Annotated in this window: 19 protein-coding genes; 11 read left to right on the top strand and 8 right to left on the bottom strand. The window is 42.0% G+C overall.

Annotation, left to right across the window (positions count from 1 at the left end):
• Positions 1 to 14 precede the first annotated feature (14 nt).
• Positions 15 to 395 (bottom strand): cupin domain-containing protein, encoded by a 381-nt coding sequence (locus HC643_RS16180; protein ID WP_038082924.1) that lies wholly within the window; start codon positions 393 to 395, stop codon positions 15 to 17.
• 222 nt (positions 396 to 617) lie between these two features.
• Here HC643_RS16180 and nuoB point away from each other — a divergent pair, with 222 nt between their 5' ends.
• The gene (nuoB, locus tag HC643_RS16175) at positions 618 to 1,352 is read left to right on the top strand and encodes an NADH-quinone oxidoreductase subunit NuoB (RefSeq protein ID WP_038082923.1); all 735 of its coding nucleotides are present in this window, start codon (positions 618 to 620) and stop codon (positions 1,350 to 1,352) included.
• A 54-nt stretch (positions 1,353 to 1,406) separates the two neighbouring features.
• Here the strand turns inward: nuoB and HC643_RS16170 are convergent, their stop codons facing one another.
• Positions 1,407 to 1,961 (bottom strand): vitamin K epoxide reductase family protein, encoded by a 555-nt coding sequence (locus HC643_RS16170; protein WP_237265891.1) that lies wholly within the window; start codon positions 1,959 to 1,961, stop codon positions 1,407 to 1,409.
• A 1,022-nt stretch (positions 1,962 to 2,983) separates the two neighbouring features.
• Between HC643_RS16170 and HC643_RS16165 the strand changes: the two genes are divergently transcribed.
• The gene (locus tag HC643_RS16165; RefSeq protein WP_038082948.1) at positions 2,984 to 3,202 is read left to right on the top strand and encodes a hypothetical protein; all 219 of its coding nucleotides are present in this window, start codon (positions 2,984 to 2,986) and stop codon (positions 3,200 to 3,202) included.
• A gap of 165 nt (positions 3,203 to 3,367) precedes the next feature.
• On the opposite strand, the gene HC643_RS16160 is transcribed toward HC643_RS16165, so the two are convergent.
• Positions 3,368 to 3,604 (bottom strand): hypothetical protein, encoded by a 237-nt coding sequence (locus HC643_RS16160; RefSeq protein WP_038082921.1) that lies wholly within the window; start codon positions 3,602 to 3,604, stop codon positions 3,368 to 3,370.
• A gap of 394 nt (positions 3,605 to 3,998) precedes the next feature.
• On the opposite strand from HC643_RS16160, the gene HC643_RS16155 reads away from it, so the two are divergent.
• Positions 3,999 to 4,706, top strand: a complete 708-nt coding sequence (locus tag HC643_RS16155) for an alpha/beta hydrolase (protein WP_038082920.1) — start codon at positions 3,999 to 4,001, stop codon at positions 4,704 to 4,706.
• 327 nt (positions 4,707 to 5,033) lie between these two features.
• Complete coding sequence (locus HC643_RS16150; protein WP_038082919.1) at positions 5,034 to 5,447, top strand: response regulator transcription factor; 414 nt, start codon at positions 5,034 to 5,036, stop codon at positions 5,445 to 5,447.
• A gap of 56 nt (positions 5,448 to 5,503) precedes the next feature.
• Here HC643_RS16150 and HC643_RS16145 read toward each other — a convergent pair whose 3' ends face one another.
• A complete protein-coding gene (locus HC643_RS16145) occupies positions 5,504 to 6,730 on the bottom strand; it encodes a sensor histidine kinase (RefSeq protein WP_038082918.1) in 1,227 nt (408 codons plus the stop codon).
• 967 nt (positions 6,731 to 7,697) lie between these two features.
• Here HC643_RS16145 and HC643_RS42125 point away from each other — a divergent pair.
• Both HC643_RS42125 and HC643_RS16140 read left to right on the top strand, forming a co-directional pair.
• Complete coding sequence (locus HC643_RS42125) at positions 7,698 to 7,820, top strand: hypothetical protein (protein WP_272899746.1); 123 nt, start codon at positions 7,698 to 7,700, stop codon at positions 7,818 to 7,820.
• Positions 7,817 to 8,719: an isoaspartyl peptidase/L-asparaginase family protein gene (locus HC643_RS16140; RefSeq protein ID WP_038082917.1), complete on the top strand. Its 903-nt coding sequence runs from the start codon at positions 7,817 to 7,819 to the stop codon at positions 8,717 to 8,719. Before HC643_RS42125 ends, HC643_RS16140 begins: the two co-directional genes overlap by 4 nt.
• A gap of 87 nt (positions 8,720 to 8,806) precedes the next feature.
• Here the strand turns inward: HC643_RS16140 and HC643_RS16135 are convergent, their stop codons facing one another.
• Positions 8,807 to 9,730: a chemotaxis protein CheB gene (locus tag HC643_RS16135; protein ID WP_237265890.1), complete on the bottom strand. Its 924-nt coding sequence runs from the start codon at positions 9,728 to 9,730 to the stop codon at positions 8,807 to 8,809.
• 264 nt (positions 9,731 to 9,994) lie between these two features.
• Between HC643_RS16135 and HC643_RS16130 the strand changes: the two genes are divergently transcribed.
• Entirely contained in the window at positions 9,995 to 10,438 is a 444-nt protein-coding gene (locus HC643_RS16130) for a hypothetical protein (RefSeq protein ID WP_050045848.1), read from the top strand.
• Positions 10,439 to 10,510: 72 nt separating this feature from the next.
• On the opposite strand, the gene HC643_RS16125 is transcribed toward HC643_RS16130, so the two are convergent.
• The 3 genes from HC643_RS16125 to HC643_RS16115 form a co-directional block, all read right to left on the bottom strand.
• Complete coding sequence (locus HC643_RS16125; protein WP_050045847.1) at positions 10,511 to 11,371, bottom strand: CheR family methyltransferase; 861 nt, start codon at positions 11,369 to 11,371, stop codon at positions 10,511 to 10,513.
• A gap of 549 nt (positions 11,372 to 11,920) precedes the next feature.
• The gene (locus HC643_RS16120) at positions 11,921 to 12,319 is read right to left on the bottom strand and encodes a hypothetical protein (protein ID WP_038082913.1); all 399 of its coding nucleotides are present in this window, start codon (positions 12,317 to 12,319) and stop codon (positions 11,921 to 11,923) included.
• A gap of 311 nt (positions 12,320 to 12,630) precedes the next feature.
• Positions 12,631 to 14,220, bottom strand: coding sequence for a B12-binding domain-containing radical SAM protein (locus HC643_RS16115; RefSeq protein WP_038082911.1), 1,590 nt, complete (start codon positions 14,218 to 14,220; stop codon positions 12,631 to 12,633).
• A gap of 678 nt (positions 14,221 to 14,898) precedes the next feature.
• Here HC643_RS16115 and HC643_RS16110 point away from each other — a divergent pair.
• The 4 genes from HC643_RS16110 (at position 14,899) to HC643_RS16095 (ending at position 18,604) form a co-directional block, all read left to right on the top strand.
• Positions 14,899 to 15,111, top strand: coding sequence for a response regulator (locus HC643_RS16110; RefSeq protein ID WP_237265889.1), 213 nt, complete (start codon positions 14,899 to 14,901; stop codon positions 15,109 to 15,111).
• A gap of 43 nt (positions 15,112 to 15,154) precedes the next feature.
• Entirely contained in the window at positions 15,155 to 16,114 is a 960-nt protein-coding gene (locus HC643_RS16105) for an orange carotenoid-binding protein (protein ID WP_038082909.1), read from the top strand.
• A 443-nt stretch (positions 16,115 to 16,557) separates the two neighbouring features.
• Positions 16,558 to 16,902 carry a hypothetical protein gene (locus tag HC643_RS16100; RefSeq protein ID WP_050045846.1) on the top strand — a complete coding sequence of 115 codons (345 nt, stop codon included), beginning with the start codon at positions 16,558 to 16,560 and terminating at the stop codon, positions 16,900 to 16,902.
• 115 nt (positions 16,903 to 17,017) lie between these two features.
• Positions 17,018 to 18,604 carry a B12-binding domain-containing radical SAM protein gene (locus tag HC643_RS16095; RefSeq protein ID WP_038082907.1) on the top strand — a complete coding sequence of 529 codons (1,587 nt, stop codon included), beginning with the start codon at positions 17,018 to 17,020 and terminating at the stop codon, positions 18,602 to 18,604.
• Positions 18,605 to 18,669: the final 65 nt, after the last annotated feature.

Here is an 18,669-nt window from a genome sequence, read left to right as displayed (position 1 = left end):
AGCTACCTACCCTATTAACTACTACTAGGTGTTGTAGAGACGCTATCACCTGGTTTTGAAGGCCATCTGATAGTGAGAATCGTGCAGTCAGACTCAGCTACCCAAGAATGGGGTACACCCGCACGCCAGAGAACGTAGTCACCCTCACGTGATAATAAAATTTCCCTATCTTCAAATTTTAAGCGAAATTCTCCATGAATCAGAATAGAGATAGTCGCAGCTTGGTTATTGACTGCCCATTCCGCTCTGTTGTCACCAGCTTTATGGGTAGCCCATTTTACTTCTAGTTCTTCTGTAGATCGCGGATCGTTAATTGGGGTGATGAAGTGACCGAGGAACCATCCCCAACGATTTGCACCTTCGCTTGCAGCGTTACCAAAAACAACTTTTGTCATTTGTCATTTCGTAGTAGGGTGGGCATACTGGCTCTATCTTTATCTCAACAATCAAATAGTATTTCTATATTATATTTTTATCGTATTTCATATCACATATAAATTTAATCAAAGCTTATTTCTAATGGCGGAATAAATTGCTATCTAAAAAATTTATATTTTTATAGCAGAGCTTTGAAAAACAAAACAAGCGTTAAATTTATTAAGAGACCGGACAAATTCATGAATCCCAATGAAAATAATCCAAATGGCTCATCTGGGAAAGAAACAATTTTAGCTCCAACAAGCTATGGAGTAACCAATCAACTTTCAGAAAATATTATACTGACGACCATAGATGACCTGTATAACTGGGCGAGGTTATCTAGCTTGTGGCCTCTGATGTACGGTACAGCTTGCTGCTTTATTGAATTTGCAGCTATGATTGGCTCCCGATTCGATTTTGACAGATTTGGTCTCATTCCTCGTGCTAGTCCGCGTCAAGCTGATTTAATCATTTTGGCAGGAACTTTAAACGTGAAAATGTCTCAGCCGACAATGCGTCTTTACGAGCAGATGCCCGAGCCAAAGTACGTTATTGCAATGGGAGCCTGCATGATTACTGGTGGTATGTTCAGCGCGGATTCTCCAACAGCTGTTCGGGGTGCTGATAAACTTTTGCCAATAGATGTGTACATACCTGGTTGTCCTCCCCGTCCAGAAGCAATCATGGATGCTATCATCAAGCTTCGCAAAAAAATCTCTAATGATTCTATGCAGGAGCGAGGTAAAATTACCCAGACCCATCGCTACTACAGCACTACCCACAGCATGAAACCCGGTTCACGCATCTTGACGGGAGAGTATTTGCGATCCCCCGAGCGCGATAAGCCACCGGCAGCGCTAGCACAAGCAATGGGAACAGAAATGCCTCCTGGTCTTTTGACTGTGGGGCAAACAGTGACCAATGAAAGATAAAGGATAAAGCCTGAAGGATTAAAAATTACACTTTAATCCTTCAGCTTTTATCCTTCATACTTTATCCTTCCCTTGACCTGTGAGGGTATTGATCGCACTCAAAACTTCGGGAACTGCGATCGCAACTGATGCAAGGGAGCAAAGTGTTGCAATCTGGCAATACGCACAAAACGCTTGATTCTCGCTCCATTCCTCACGAGCGAGTTCAAGTGCGGTAACCGCGTCAAAGAGGAGTTTAGCACCCATTGCGATCGGCAATAATGGGTTCTCTTGCGCCCGATTTTGACCACCGGCTCCGGCTAGCCAAGCTGTGATGGCATAATTGGTTACCATCATCAGCCCATCAGGAGTCTCAAGCCGACTGTATGCGTATTCAGACGCGTCAACTCGGTCTGAGTCAAAATATGGTATTGGTGGGTCAGGCAAGTGGCGAATAATTCCGGTTTGATAAAGCGAGACCAAGATTCCCATGGTAGCGCTTACTAGAGATAGACCAACGATCCAACGGCGACGAATTAAGTCGGGGCTGTCGCCAAATCGCAGTTCGTGACTGAGTTGCTCTGGATTCATAATATATATAAGTAGGTCGGTATTAAAAATTGTCGTCATGACAAGGCAGATGGCAGAGCAGATGGCAGAAGGGAAGAGCTTTTTAGGCTTCGTTATATAATTAATTCTGTTTTTTTGCGCCTCTCTACTTAAAGTGGATATTTGCAGTTAGAAAGCCCTTGATGGTAAAGTTTTTTATTATGTTTTCGTAAAAAAGAATTTATTAATTATTTTCCCTACTTTTAAGTAGAGAAAATAATCGTTATTTGTTAAAAATTGCTTCTGCAATTTTAACTAGCGCCCCCTTTTTTTTAGATTAATTTACTTACTGATTTAAGACTTCTGTCCTAAGGAATGGATTTATCCGTTCTTTGCACAGTTGCAATTCTTCTCATTTATCGCAACTACAAAGTAATATTTAAAGTAATATTCGACCAAAATAATTGTGAGAAATTATAAGTTTCTCAGTTCTTAAATAAGTTGAAAGCCCTTGCAAACTTAACAGTCAAAACTTACAGCGCTTTGCATGTGAATTAGGTACACCCTTTCATCCCTCCTTACCAAGCCACGGTGGTGTAAGTAGAAAGGCGCAAAAAAACCGAAGTATGTAACGAAAAGTAAAGTTGCCTAAAAACCTCTTCCCTTCTGCCATCTGCCCTCTGCCATCTGCCTTGTCATGACGATAATTTTTAATACTGACCTACTTACCAAGTTTTCTAAAATGCATTAAAAGTGGTTTATATCCCCCCTAACCCCCTTAAAAAAGGGGGGAACTTCATTCCAATTCTCCCTTTTCACGATGTTTCATCTTTTGTCTAGAAATCTGTACACCGCTGTAGCCTTACCAAGGGGTGATAGAGGGGGGAATTTTTGTACCTCACCAAGTTGAAATCTGCTGTATTTATGAATTATACAAATATAAAAGTAAAATATATGTGTTAGAAGTTACAGCATTTGTTAATAAAAAATTAACTCTAGGTAGAAATTCATACAACTCTTTAGTTAGACGTTATTTCTGGGTTTTATATTTATTCTTTTGTAAGAAGAAGCAAGAAGTAACCAATTTATTAGGAGTATCTGCAATGATAACCGACCAATTAACAGTACCTCCCAAATTCAATAAATATCAAGTCGTTCGTTTCGTTGGAGGCGTAGGCAAAATTTTATATTTTCAACCAGATTCTCACACCTGGAAATATGCTGTTGAAATGGCAAAGGGTCCAGAACCAGATATGGGGAGAATTGGTCCTGAAACCACAATTTTATTGCATGAGGAAGATATTGATGGAACTCTGAACTAAAATGCCTTTGAGACAAATAGCATCTTGCCTTATTTTTGCAGAATGCTCCTAATTCTGCCACTCTAAAAGCCTAGCTTGCGCTGCTCTTGGTCTTTAGATACGTTGCTCGATCAATAGCTTCTCTGTATGCGATTGAGATGAAATGACCTTTGGCTTTGGGACAGGTTAAGGATTGATAACCCCATAGTAAATAGAAGCCACAAATAGCAACGCTAAAATACTTACAATTAAACCATTGCGTACTAGCGGATTAAGTGAAGTTTGGCTTGGAATAGCTTTATGTACTTCCTGCTCCATCGACTCTAAGTTGCTTTGTTGCTGATAACTTGTATAGTTCAAGTTGGTTTCTCTTGAGCGATGTTTATTCTCAACTCTTATTGTTTGGGTATCTTGTGAATGCATGAGTTTTTTGCCGTATCATTAAGAATGACTTGCTGCTATATTTCCAAATAATTACGACTTACGACATCATCCTTAAGGATTACTCACCTTTTCTTATAGTTCTACTAAAAGACCTAGATTCTGTAAAGTTTAATTGTAATAAAGAACACATTATTTTGATATATGAAATGAAATTTTATTTTTAATATTTTGTCAATAAACTATTGTAATATTCTGCTAGTAGGTTTGTTAAAAACAATAATCTTAAATAACAGCGATATTACTAAATATTACGCTTGACAAATATTGTGTACCTACCGATAAGGCGGCGCTACCTATTGAGCATTGGTGTAGGGTGATTCACTCACTAAGGACAACAATGCACTCCACTCAAAATAGGTCGAGGAATAGATTGATGACACAAGATAAACTAAAGCAGCCAGTACAGACAGCAACTCAGGGAAAATTGCGATCGCGACCAACGCAGCCAGTAGGAACTCCACTACTCGGTCTGCAACCACTAGAACTAGATACCGAGCGCGACGGTCTTCTTTACATACCAAAAAATTACCAAGCTTCTCAACCCGCACCACTCATACTGATGCTGCACGGTGCAGGTGGTAATGGACGTAGCGGTCTTACCCCATTTCTAAACTTTGCTGATGCATCTGGGGTCGTTCTACTTGCACCTGATTCACGCTTGAAAACTTGGGATGTATTGTACGGTCACTACGGTCTTGATATCGCCTTTATTGACCAAGCCCTAGCGCAAACATTTAGTCACTACGCCATAGACCCAACGTGCATTGCAGTTGAAGGTTTTTCTGATGGTGCTTCTTATGCACTTGGTATCGGTATCACCAATGGCGACTTATTCTCTCATGTCATAGCTTTCTCACCAGGGTTCGTCCCACCTGTTTTAATACAGAATTCACCGCGTATTTTTATCTCACACGGTAAGTGGGACAACGTCCTGCAAATTGACCGATGCAGTCGTAGAATTGTGCCAGCCTTGAACAAAGCTGGCTATAAAGTCACTTATCAAGAGTTCGATGGTTTCCACACAGTACCTGCAACAATTGCACGCTCTGGGCTGACCTGGTTTATGCCAGAAAGCGTTTAAATGAAATTTAGTAACCAAAGTTCAGACGGGGATCTACCTCTATCTATTTCCGATTGGCTGAAGGTGAGACTCTCCTGAGGTAAGAGGTTAGTCAGCTAACAACTAGCTACTATAAAGCAAACTTTCATTTCAAACAGGACGGACCCCCAACCCCGTTTTAAAGGGGTTGGGGGGATCTACAACGTGTAAAACCCCAAAATACAGTTGAAGTTGCTTCAGTCTTATCAGAAGTGCGATCGCTGGCATTTTACACCGTACCTCCTGAGGTAATGGTAGTAAGGCACAAAATTCAGACAAACCTTTTTACCCAAAAGGAAGCTTCATTTTATGTTCTCTTCTCAAGTTAAACCTCAAGCTAAACGCATCTTAGTTATAGATGATACACAAGATAACCTGCATCTTTTAGAAGCAGTTTTGGTAGAAGAAGGGTATGTAGTTGATGTTGCTAGCAATGGCAAAGCAGGGTTAACCATGATAGAAGCATCACCACCCGATCTGGTGTTGCTTGATGCTATGATGCCGGGAATGGACGGTTACGAAGTTACGCGGCGTATTCGGCAGAATAAAAAACTACCTTTTATTCCCATTATTCTGATTACGGCTTATGTGGAAGCAGATATACCTGAAGGGTTAAATTTAGGAGCTAATGACTTTCTCCGCAAGCCTATTGATTATGATGAACTAATGGCAAGAATTAAAGCATTTTTACGATTAAAAGATACTATGAGCCATACAGTTTAAAGTATAAAAAATGAAAGATGAAAAATCATCTACATATTTTAGCTATATTTCATCTTTCATTCTTTAGTCTTCAAGCTCAAGGTGACAGGCAAAATAACACTGAAAGTGGAGCCAGCGCCTATTTGCGAAATTAACTCTATTTTTCCTTGCATAAGTTTTACTAACTGCGAGACAATTGCTAGCCCCAAGCCAGTACCATCAACGAGATGGCTAACACTACTCTCAGCTCGAAAGAAAGGGTCAAAGATACGCATCTGGTCTTCTGGTGCAATGCCAACGCCTGTGTCACTGACTGAAAGACACCACCGATCGTCAGGTAGCATACTGCACCTTAATTTGATACTTCCTGACTCTGTATAGCGAATGGCATTGCTAAGAAGATTTGTGACGATTTGTTGTAATCTTAACGGATCGACAACGACAGTTTTAGGTATGTCTGAATTGGAGCGATCGACCGGCGCTAAATTGCAATCAACAATTATCTGTAGGTCTTTTGCACTTGCAAGAGGTTCCAACATTTTCACCATATCGTCAATACAAGAGCATACATCTGTTGGTACTGGATGCAGTTGCATCTTCCCAGCCTGATACCGCGACATTTCCAGAGCATCATTGATTAAGCGAAGTAACTGTCTGCCATTACGCAACACTCGCTCAATATGTTCAAGATGGCTAAGAGTCCCCTCAGGCTGAATATTCTTTTGAGAAGATCGCAAAATCAACTCGGAGTATCCAATAATTGAAGTCAGAGGATTTTTGAGTTCGTGGGCTAGTTGAGAAAGGTTTTCCTGATTCGCTTTTACCAAGCGAGTTAGTTCCTGATTGGTTAATTCTGCCTGACTTTGTAGCTGCTGTAGTTCCTGCAATCGCTCCTCCACATAACTTTTAAAGCACTGACCGATAGCTTCATCGATCGTTTCGTCAATCGCTCTATGAACTCGCATGACTTCTCGAACTGTACCGTTGACTAAGTCTGCTTCTAGAGTAGAAAATATGATTTGCCGTAGCAGACGATACTCGCGTGCAATTTCTGGTGGAGTAAAACCTTGTGCAGCACGTAAAACACCATGTTCGAGACTGTTTTGCACGATGGATTCAATATCGCTGTCTTGGGATTGAGAAAGCACGGTTGCCATTGCTTTGAGAACATCGGGAAGGTGATTCCGTATAGCTGAATGTGTTAAATTATCGGTACTCGAAATTTGTCGATCTAGGCAAACTGCTTCAACCCAGTTTTGGACGATGCTCTCTATTTTTTCATCAAGTAACTGACTAAAATTCATTGTGCTTCTGGTGCGGAGGAAGTGAATCGAAAAACCCTCTCAGTTTAATTTTAAACGGCTTTCAAGACAAAACTCTGGCGTAGGCACTGCCAACCCAGTCCTTTCTCGTTTCCAGTGTCTGGCTGAAAATGCCTTACTTAGGAGGCTCCACTCCAGTCACATGAGGCAGAGCCTCATCTACTTATTCCCAAGCAAAGCTTGGGATAAAAATGTTGTATTTAAAGCTACAGTGCTACTTAATATTGAGCCCTTCTTTAGGTAGAAGCTTAAACAAAGTCACAGGGTTAAATTGTTAGATAGTTAAAGACTGGTTTGATGCAGTCTAACTCCTTAACAATATATATAGCAGTCCTAAATGAAATATAAGAATAAGAGTAAAGACTGCTAATCGCTAATAGCTAATGGTCAAAAAGCTATTAGCCCTTCGGGTTCGCCAGTCCCCTACGGCGCGGGAAACCCGCCTACAGGGCTGGTCTCACCATTAGCCATTAGCCATTAGCAATCCATTTTTTTTACAAATGATTTAGGATTGCTATATATTAAAGATTTTTCCTTACGATAGTAGCTTCAAATTTTAAAAGTCCCCAAAATAGAAAAGGGGGGCTTTTTTCTTGACAATATCGATACTTAACTATAGCGGAAGAGATCGGTAACTTTGGCTGTGAGAGAAATCGTGAGATCGATCGTGGAACGATATTCGATTGCTGTACATTTCAAATGATATCTAAAATACCAAATCAAATTAATATTTTTTTAACTTATAGCTTAACAGAGAAATACGTCTATTGAGAGAAGTTAAAATCAAGAAAAAACAGTATTTTTTTAAATGAGGTTATAAGTTAAGCCATCATTGTTTTCCAATCAATGACTCACTTTTATCTTTAAAATCACTGACTTTTGTATAGTGAGCAATGCTCGCAAATATCTATGTCTTTAAGTCATCTTTTGGTGGGCAGAGAGTTATAAAGTGAAAAAGCTTGCCGCCCAGAAGCGATCGCTTTATTACGGCTCTCCACACTTAGCTTTTTCAAGCCAGTTTTTGGCAGCTTTATTAGAGAGACAATTTATCAACATTCAAGGAAATTTATGACAATAAGCATTATTGTTCATGGTGGAGCAAAAACCATTGTAAAGGAAAAAGTAGACGCGAACAATGCAGGTTGTTTGGCAGCAGTAGAAGCAGGTTGGGCAATACTGAAGCAAGGGGGTAGTGCTGGAGCAGCTGTTGAGGCAGCAATTCGCGTTCTTGAAGCAGACCCTACATTTAACGCGGGTTTTGGTGCAGTTCTTAACACTCAGGGAGAGGTAGAACTAGATGCAGCAATCATGGAAGGTGCTACCTTAGGCTGGGGAGCAGTCGCAGCCGTTCAAGGCGTGCGGCATCCTATTTCGGTAGCTCGTAAGATTATGGATCGAAAACCAATGCTGCTTGTAGCGCGAAGCGCAGAACGCTATGCAGCAGAAAACGGAGCCGAAATGTGTGCAAAAGAAAACTTAATTGCTCAAGAGCAAAAGGAAGAATGGGAAGAGGAGCAAGAAGTTATCGATCGCCCCAACACTATTGGCTGTGTAGCTTTGGATAGCAATGGTACCTTAGTTGCTGGTACCTCAACGGGCGGTACTACAAATCAACCCGCAGGTCGCGTTGGTGACAGTGCAGTTGTTGGGTCTGGCTTATTCGCTGATAATCGACTTGGTGGGTGCTCAACGACAGGTGATGGCGAGTCAATTATTCCAGTTGTTTTATCTAAAACTGCGATTGATTTCCTTGCTGGAGACAGACACCCAGACGAAGCAGCACAGATGGCGATTGACTTCTTAGCGTCTAGGGTTTCAGGAGAAGCAGGCTGTATCCTTCTGGATCGCCAGGGACGAGTTGGTTGGGCGCATAACTCATCTGATATGGCTTGTGCTTACATGACTGAGGTACAGGACAAGCCGACTGCCTTTACAAGAAGGTATGCTCAAGAACACGCTTTTGCACGATAGTGATGAAAGATTGAGAGTTGTTGGGACAAGGGAGACAGGGGGGATAAGGGGGACAAGGGGGAAGGTAAGTTAAATCTCACATCAGTCTCATTCTGTTGCTTCTGCCATCACTAAGTTGAGTAGGGTAGAAGCAATTTCGTTCACTGGAAGGACGAAATTGACAGTCCCGGTGGCAATAGCAGCACCGGGCATCTCAAAAAAGTCACTACTACTCTCATCGGCGGCAATGACTTTACCGCCCATCTGATGAATTGCCCGTACCCCTAAAGTACCATCTTTACCTCTACCACTAAGGACAACTGCGATCGCTTTTTGTTTGAAACTTGCTGCTGCTGATTGAAACAGCAGGTCAGCAGAGGGGCGTACAAAATCCACGAGTGCTGCTTCAGAGAGACAAATGGTGCCATTTAAAGTCACCAGCAAATGTTGGTTTGGAGGAGCAATGTAAACCATCCCCGATTGTAATCGCTCTCCTTCGAGTGCAAGCTTCATTGGCAAAGTGGAGGAGCGACTTATAGCCTCTGCCATCAAGCTGGATTCGGACTGAGTGTCTATATGTTGCACTACGATGATAGCTGCAGAAAAGTTTGATGGTAAACCAACTAAAATCTGGCTTAATGCCTTTATTCCACCGTCACCTGCTGCTAGTAACACCACTTTGTCAGTCGCTGCTTCTTGTTCTGTCTCCTTATTAGATACCTTGTCAGCGATCGCAACAGTTGTCTTAGCAGGCAATTGCCCCATGAAAAGTGCTTGTCGAATGATATCGGAGCGTTGTTGGGCTTCTAATGCCTGTACTTCAAAAAGCTTTGCTGACCGAGTGCGCTTGTTAGATCTTGCATCAGCCGCTAACTTAAACATCAGCTCGGCTCGCTCTTCTAAAGAGCGAATTGCTGGCCATAATGCCTCTTCTTGGACTTGAACCTGCTTTGCGTGTAAACTATCTGCTGACCAAGCATGACCTACGCGACAGCGGAACTGGAGAAAATTTCGTTCTTGTAGTTGGAACAAACTACCGCCACAATCCGGACAAGTGAAGTTTGAGTTTGTTCCAAGCGGTCCCTTGCTTCGTAAAGTATCAAAAGAAAGGTAGAGGGTAGAAGATAAAAAAAGTTTTCTTATTCGTCCCGGTGTATCCAGTTCATAACGAAGACTTAGAGCAACTATAGATTTTGATAGCTGAATTCAAAGATTTGTTAAGCAAAAAAAAATGTCAAATTAGTCAAAAAATTTGTCAATATATATAAGAGCCTGTAACTTATGTTTGGATGTACTATGATAGACCCGAACTCCGAGCCCGTTACACCATACCTGGCAATTCAAAAATATCTTGAGGTTTTAGAAGCAGTCCAGAAAGCTTTAGGTATTGAGACTGTAGGCGATCGCGAGGAAACCATTGAGCCAGAGATTGAGAAGGAGTTAATTGAGTTAGAACCCGTAGAACCCGACACGGAAACAGTATCGCGTACAGTCACTCCCCAAACTCTTTTTGAAAAAAATAATACTTGGACTGCCGAACAACTAGCAGAGGAAAAGTCTGATTTAGCAGAGTTAAAGGCAGAGAACCTAATGATGAGCGCTGACAATCATAAAAAATTTATTCAATCTCAAGCTAACTTTGCCCAAGCACAAGCTCTGTTTGCAGCCAGTCAAGGTAGGTTTAACTCTAGAAGGCAGGAAAAAAGCAGGCAACAATCTTTGAGAGGAAACCCACAATAAATAGTTGTGGTAGAAGTAAGAATTAAGTAGTCCTGCAAAATTATTTATATATTTATTTAACCTAAAATGACGTTAAATTCGCTTAAATGCTTGAACTAATAGCTGAGGACTGAAATGAGCCTGCGGTACCTTAGCAAAAATGCGGTGCTTAAGATTTACGATTGTGAAGAGGTCTAAATTGGGTACTATCTCAGTATTACCAAGAAAGAGGAAACCGCTATCCTTGAGGCTAAAGTAAAAGCGTGCTAAAGTTCTAGTCTGTGCTTCTTGACTAAAATAAATCAACATATTCCGGCATACTAATAAATCAATCCGAGGTATTGGAGTGTCATGGATTGCATTGTGATTTTGAAAAATAATGGAGCCACGTAAGTCATGGCGGAAAACATAATAGTTATTGGCAAATTCAAAATACCGATTCAACAGAGACTGGGGAATATTTTTGACTTCATAACTGAGATAACTGCCTTGGATAGCGTGATTCAGTGCCTTTTCACTTATATCTGTGCCATAAATTCTAACCCGTTTGCGAAACTGTTCTAACCCAACACTTTCAGATAAAATCATTGCTAAAGTATAAGTTTCTTGTCCAAAAGCACATCCTGCACTCCACACTCGGATACGTTCGTTCGATAACTTACTTGCAATGATTTCAGGAACAATCGCGCTGCTGAGATAATCCCAATCTGCTTTATCCCTAAAGAAACCAGTCACACTAACCTCTAGGGTATTGAAAACATGAGTAACTTCTTCTGGATGCTCTTCTAAATAATCTTTGTAATCTCCGAAGGAGGTGATAGATATTTGCCGCATCCGAGAGCAAATTCGACGGCTTAAGCCGCTACTCTTATAACTGGCGCAATCAAAATTGTGTTTTTGCCTCAAATAGTCTAGTAATGCCTCAAAATCACCTTGCTCTAGTTGTGAAGACATCTGAGTTATTGCTTATTGGCTATAAACGACCTTTACCGTGCTTACAGATAGACAATTGTCTTGATACAGCATTTAACAGGCAAGAACCCTGCTGTTGGCATAAATATTACAGTATTCGCACTTTTATTGAGAGGGATTTTAAATAGCTATTAGAATTATCGCTCTCAGTAAAGAAGAATCACTAAATTTTATAAAAATTTACAAATTTTCATTTTACTTCTACTTCAGCCCCTGCAGGTAAGTTTTATTTGTACAGTTTCTATGTTTGACAAAAAAATTCCCCTCTAGATTGCGGGTGTGGTCAAAAGTCGTTGGTAGTTGAGCGATCGCTTAATATCTGTGAGATACATATAATGATAATCGTCCAAAGGGTAGGTTAACCTAGCTCACCTTGTTAACTAAATTTTTATTTAATAGGGCGGCTAAAAATATTTAGTATTATTTTGACAGGATAGCTATCTCTTAAAGATTCTCAGCATTGGGGTGATATTAACCTCGGTATGAAGTTAAATGACTATGAGAATAAATTATAGAAGACTGAAAAAGTATTCAAGCAAAGGCAATATTTTCATAAATTTTTGTTTCGGGTACTATTTGTTTCCAAAAATCTGCCCACCAATGATTAGCCCGAATCACTCGTAAAGCAAGCATTGGATTAATCGTATTAGGATGCCAAGTCGCACCAGGAATTTTTAAGCGTTTTTGTGGAATATAACGATGGGCACTTTCTACTTCTCCCGATCCAATTGGTAAACCCATTGACCGATATTTGTTATAGTGAACAGCATCCTGAAAGCGGAACAAATACTTAGATAAATTTGACACACTTTTTTGTCCTTCTCCTTGCCATCGCTTGAGGCGACTAATCACTTTTTTAACATAACCGTTATCAATAGAATCAAGGATATATTTAATCCAAATGGAACGCATCTCATCACTAAATTTCATTTGAGTTCACATCTTCTTAAAACACTCTCATATTTCGGGAGTTTGTGAAGTCAAAATTTTACTGCATTGCTGTTGGTGCATGACGAACTCGTGTTAGCTTTCCCAAAAAGTTTTCCAGAAGCCCCACCAGTCCTTCATTTCCCCTTAGAAATACAAGGAGCCGAAATTTAGCTTGTCATGAGGATGGGGAGGTGGAGCGTTGCTCCACCTCCCCATCCCACCTAAGACGATTATCATTATATGTATCTCACAGATATTAAGCGATCGCTCAATTACCAACGACTTTTGACCACACCCATGTTTTGCTGTCCTCAACACCTACTGTTCCTGACAGGTTCAAGCTCTCTTAGTACAGAGACGGATAGTGGATCGTAGCCTAGCTGTTGAGTCATCCGTTCCCTGGCTAAAATTCGGTACTCCCAAAAATGCTCTCCCGCAATACATAGCGCCAAATACATATTGAGAACTTGGGGCTTTCTCAGCAAAAGCGTCCATAGTTGTCGCCAAAACTGCCCTCGAATGTCAGGTCGTCGTAAGCCCTGATGCCAGACTAACTGGGCAATAAGCCGCAACTCCTTACCCAAGGGTAGTTGCATGGTTTGTGTTCGCCTTGCCGGAGGAACAATATTGAGGCACTGCTGAAAACATCGCCTCAGATAGTTCGCGGGTTCGTACAATGTCCAGAAGCCTTCAACATACTCTCTAGCAATTTCGGCAATGGGGCGGCTGGGAACAAAATTCATGAGGGTATTCTGGTCTCCCGTAGCCGTGACGCCGACGCCCTCAATTAAACGCTGTTCTGTTTGGAGTCGGTTCCAGAGGGCAGTGTTGGGCAAGGCTTGGAGGATACCTAGCATCGGTTGAGGAATACTAGTTTGTTCAACAAAGGCTTGAATCCGTTCACCCGCACCGGAGCGTTCTCCATCAAAGCCGAGGATAAACCCTGCATAAATTAGCAGTCCCGCAACGTTGATCTTGCGGCAGGCTTCTACTAGCGGGTTACGTGTATTTTGCATTTTGCGCGTCACGACGAGACTGTCTTGGTCGGGAGTTTCAATGCCGAGAAAGACAGCATAGAATCCTGCTTCTACCATCAGCTCTAGCAGTTCATCATCTTCTGCTAAATTCACAGAGGCTTCGGTCATGAAGGTGAAAGGATAGTTGTGTTGTTTCATCCAAGGAATCAATTCTCGTAAGAGGCGTTTGACATTGCGCTGATTCCCAATAAAGTTGTCATCGACAATGAAGAGTGACCCCCGCCAGCCTAAGTCATAGAGGGTTTGCAACTCTGCTAAGGTTTGAAGAGGTTCTTTAGTGCGCGGTTTGCGACCGTAGAGGGAAATGATGTCACAAAATTCACAATTGAAGGGACAACCGCGAGAAAACTGAATCGCCATCATGAAGTATGCATCGCGCTCAAGCAGGTCAAAGCGGGGCATGGGGCTAGTCGTGACATCTGGTTTCTGGGTGGAGCGGAAGATCCCTTGGGTATGCCCAAGAGCGATCGCTTCGAGGAACTGCGGAACTGTCATCTCTCCTTCATCCAGGATGAGGTAATGCGCTCCAGAGTCAAGAGCATCTTGCGGCACAGACGTGGGGTAGGGTCCACCTACTGCCACCTTCTTGCCTAACCGCACTGCTTTTTGAATTAGGGCGTGGAAATCCGGTTTCTGCACCAGCATAGCAGAGAGAATAACCAGGTCACACCACTCCCAATCTGCCTCTGTCTCTAGGCTGACATTGCGGTCATAAAATCTGATTTCCCAATCTTCTCTTAGGAGTGCTGCAACAGTAATAATTCCCAAGGGCGGAATGGCTGCTTTGAGTCCTGCCATTTCCATCGCGCGATCGTAAGACCAAAAGGACTGGGGAAATTGGGGGTAGAGCAACAGTGTTTTCATACGCTCCTTCTTTTTAAGATTCTAAGTGCAGTTTTGGTCGATTGTGGTACAAGCGGATGCGTAAAACTTTTTACAAAAGTCGGATTATGCGACGCAAAAATCGACCATTCAAATCCAAATCCAGCATTTACGAAAGAGGTCTTATGACCAAACTAACGAGGTTTTATAGAAACCTTTTATACATTTCAATCAAATCATTATGCAATATAATAAATTTGTCTTATCGTGTAAGTCAAGAATTATGAGTTGTTCATAAGTTAATTCTTCAAAACATTAATTATTTTCTATTTCCTTCAACATCTACTGAAAGAATGAATTTATATAAATTTTTGTATAACTGTGGCTAAATTTTAAGACTTAATATTTCAGCTAATTTTTTGTGACAATGCTTGCAAAAACGCCAATATGACTAAGTAGAAGTTATGTAGTGTTCTGTACATAATTTCTTAACAATATAGTTAGGTTAGAGATTTTGCTCACTCTCAATTACTTCTCCCTCTTGGGATGGTGAAAACAACAAAAAAATCGGGCTATGGTTAAATGATATCTACTGTATGTAGTACGTTACTGCTGTCCCAATTAAAGCTAACTTTTTTCCGCTCGCACTTCTACCCCCTGAACAGTTACGTTATTTAGGACAGCGTTTTGCAACTAAAGCGAAGAAAGTTTCAGGCGACAATGAACAGGGCTTTGTCTGGTGGGTTTGACCTATGGTTTACCAAACCCCTAGATATTGATGAGTTCGTGGCTGTGCTTGCCTATTTAGCTATTTGCCAACAGTCCTCATATGCGATCGCGCAACGGATTTTAGGTCATGTTCCTAGACATGGTGATTTAAGTCTTGAACAGCAGTTAGAAACATCAGTTTCAAGTGAGCATCACCATTTTTGAAACACTATCAATTAATGTAATTTCGTTCTGGAGATTTTGAAAAATGTCTTTTACTATCGAGTCTGCACGCTCCATTTTTCCTGAAACTCAAGTGAAGCATGCAATTTCAGCTACGATTGAATCATTCAATCAGCTCAGTGCAGAGGATCAGTTGGCTTTACTTTGGTTTGCCTATACCGAGATGGGAGTTACAATTACTCCTGCTGCTATGGGAGCAGCCAATATGGTCTTCGCAGAAAAAACCCTGACTCAAATCAAGCAGATGCCTGCTAGAGAGCAAACGCAAGTTATGTGCGATCTAGTTAACCATAGTGATACTCTCATCTGCCGTACATATTCATCTTTCGGCACAAATATCAAGTTGGGCTTCTGGTATCAGTTAGGTGAGTGGATGAAACAAGGAATCGTTGCTCCCATTCCAGAAAGTTATGAACTGTCTCCACAGGCATCTGATGTCCTCCAAGCTATCCGTCAACTTGAAGGGGGTCAACAACTCACCGTATTACAAAATATTGTTGTCAATATGGGGTATGCCCCAACGGTTAACACCCAAAAAGTCAAAGAACCTGTGGTTCCTCCTAAAGATATCGCACCCAGAGCTAAGGTCAGCATTGAGAGCATCAACAACTTGATAGTCCTAAACTATATGGAGAATATGAACGCCTTTGACTTCCAAGGGGCTGTAGCTTTATTTGCTGAAGATGGTGCCCTGCAACCCCCTTTCCAAGAACCGATTGTGGGTCAGGAGAACATCCTCGCCTATATGCGCGAAGAATGCTACGGACTCAAGCTCATACCAGAGCGAGGGGTATCTGAACCAACACAAGGAGAATTCACCCAGATTCAAGTGACGGGTAAAGTGCAAACTCCCTGGTTTGGTGACAGTGTTGGCATAAATCTAGCATGGCGGTTCTTGCTCAATCCGCAAGGCAAAATTTTCTTTGTGGCAATTGACGTGCTGGCATCTCCCCAGGAACTACTTAAAATGGGCTTTAGCCAGTAGAACAGGTTTGGGGTAGGCAGTATCTGGGTGGGTCTAGAGGAGTAGAGTTGGTAAATATTCTATTAGAAAGGGGCTATTTAGGTAGCGAGCAACTCATTTGCAGCAGCATAACCCTTTGAACCCCTGAAACACGGGTTTTTTTTTGTTTTTATCAAGCTCAATTATTAGCAATACTATTCGCTGAAGCTTGGGTGCAACATGGATTGAAGATTTATAGAGAAGACCCCATATTTAGTTGCAACACAATTTTTGGAACTTTTACAAAGGTAAAGATGTTTTTTAGCTAAAACGATAAAAATTATATCACAAGTATTTGAATGTTATCAAGAAATGCCAGTTTGGGACATATCTAAGTGCATAGCTAGCTACTCTAGCTTCCTGCCTCTACAAGATTCTCAGGTCAAATATCCATATTAAAATCTGGCAATTTAGCCAGGAAACTAATGCTCGACTTTCACACGTTAACTGGATTTTCCAGCACTTACTGTATTGGCATTTGTGCCTTTCTAATTCCAGCCAATCTGCTGGCTACGTCATTGACAATAATTTTTAGACTATTGCATCGTCCGACTGTTCAGGTCTGGCAAGCTGCTGGAATTGCCAGTATCTTTGCTCTACTCATGATACTGCATGTACTAGCTTGGTTCATGATTGGTGTAGTTATGGCTCCTACATTCATTTTGTTGGGTTTGGCAAGCATCTGTTTATTAGCAAATTTAGGGGCAATTCTTAGACATAGACGCTTTGTGAAAGTGTATAATTACAGTACAGTTTATACCTGTATTTAAAAACACTAGATTCTAGTAATCTAAGTTAATCAGTGTGTATCTTACTCTCCAGCGAGTGGTATGTTGAATACACCATTCAGTCTTAGCGAGGGATACAGTTTATTGGAGGTTTTTGATGAATATTTTGCTCCTGTATCCCCTGTTTCCCAAAAGCTTTTGGTCGTTTGAAAAGACCTTGGCATTGCTTAATCGCAAAGCGATGTTGCCGCCGCTTGGGTTAGTGACGGTTGCCGCTATTTTGCCGCAGGATTGGGAATTTAAGCTAGTCGATCGCAATGTCCGCGAAGTTACCCAAGTAGAATGGGATTGGGCAGATTTGGTGATTCTGTCCGCCATGATCGTGCAAAAGGAAGATTTATTAGAGCAGATCCAGGAGGCGAAACGCAGAGGAAAACGGGTAGCAGTAGGTGGACCCTACGCAACTGCATTACCGCAGGAAGTGATGGATGTAGGGGCAGACTATATGATTTTGGATGAAGGAGAGATAACCTTGCCGCTGTTTATCGAAGCGATCGCACGGGGCGAGCGATCGGGAACCTTCCGTGCAAATGGCGAAAGACCAGATGTTACCAATACGCCCATTCCCCGGTTTGACCTGTTGGAATTCGATGCCTATGCAGAAATGTCGGTACAGTTTTCGCGAGGATGTCCCTTCCAGTGCGAGTTTTGCGATATTATTGTGCTCTACGGTCGTAAGCCGCGCACAAAAGCTCCGGAACAACTGCTTAAAGAACTAGATCGCCTCTACGAGCTGGGTTGGCGACGCAGCATTTTCATGGTGGATGACAATTTCATTGGCAATAAACGCAACGTCAAACTGTTCCTTAAAGAACTAAAACCCTGGATGGTGAAACACCAGTATCCTTTTTCCTTTGCCACAGAAGCCTCGGTCGATTTGGCAAACGACCAAGACTTAATGGATTGGATGGTGCAATGCAATTTTGGAGCCGTCTTTTTAGGCATTGAAACACCGGATGAAGCCAGTTTAACGCTGACCCAAAAACATCAAAACACAAGGGACTCCTTGAGTGAGGCAGTGAATAAGATCGCAAAAGCGGGCTTGCGGGTGATGGCAGGATTCATCATTGGCTTTGATGGCGAGAAGGCGGGCGCAGGCGCGAGAATTGTGCAATTTGTAGAACAAACATCAATTCCCACAGCGCTGTTCAGTATGTTGCAAGCATTACCTGATACAGCCCTCTGGCATCGGTTAGAAGAGGAAGGACGACTCCGTAGTAAGTCAGCTAACATCAACCAAACCACGTTGATGAATTACGTACCGACCCGTCCCTTAGAGGAGATTGCCCACGAGTATGTAGAGGCATTTTGGCAATTATACGACCCGGCGAAGTTCCTCGATCGTGCTTATCGCCACTACCGAATTCTGGGCGAGGCGACTTATCCTAAGAAAGGTAAAGGTGCGAAGAAACCGATTAATTGGGTAACGATTCGTGCCTTGTTGACCATATGCTGGCGGCAAGGTGTCTTTCGCAAAACCCGTTGGCAGTTCTGGCGCAATCTTTGGAATATGTATCGCTACAATTCGGGCGGCTTAAGTAGCTATCTCGCAGTTTGTGCCCAAATCGAGCATTTCGTGGAGTATCGCCAAATTGTCAAAAGGGAGATTAATGAACAGGTAGCGCAGTTTCTGGCAGAGTCAGCGAGCAAGATAGAGGTAGAAACAAAGGCTGTAGTTGCTTAGGGACTTCCAAGAAATAAATTACCCCGGAATGTGGGGTGGGCATCCCTGCCCGCCCAGTTTATAGG

The organism is Tolypothrix bouteillei VB521301, assembly GCF_000760695.4.
GTDB lineage: Bacteria > Cyanobacteriota > Cyanobacteriia > Cyanobacteriales > Nostocaceae > Scytonema > Scytonema bouteillei_A.
The sequence above is the reverse complement of the archived record's forward strand: the minus strand, read 5'-3'. Positions and strand labels throughout refer to the sequence as shown.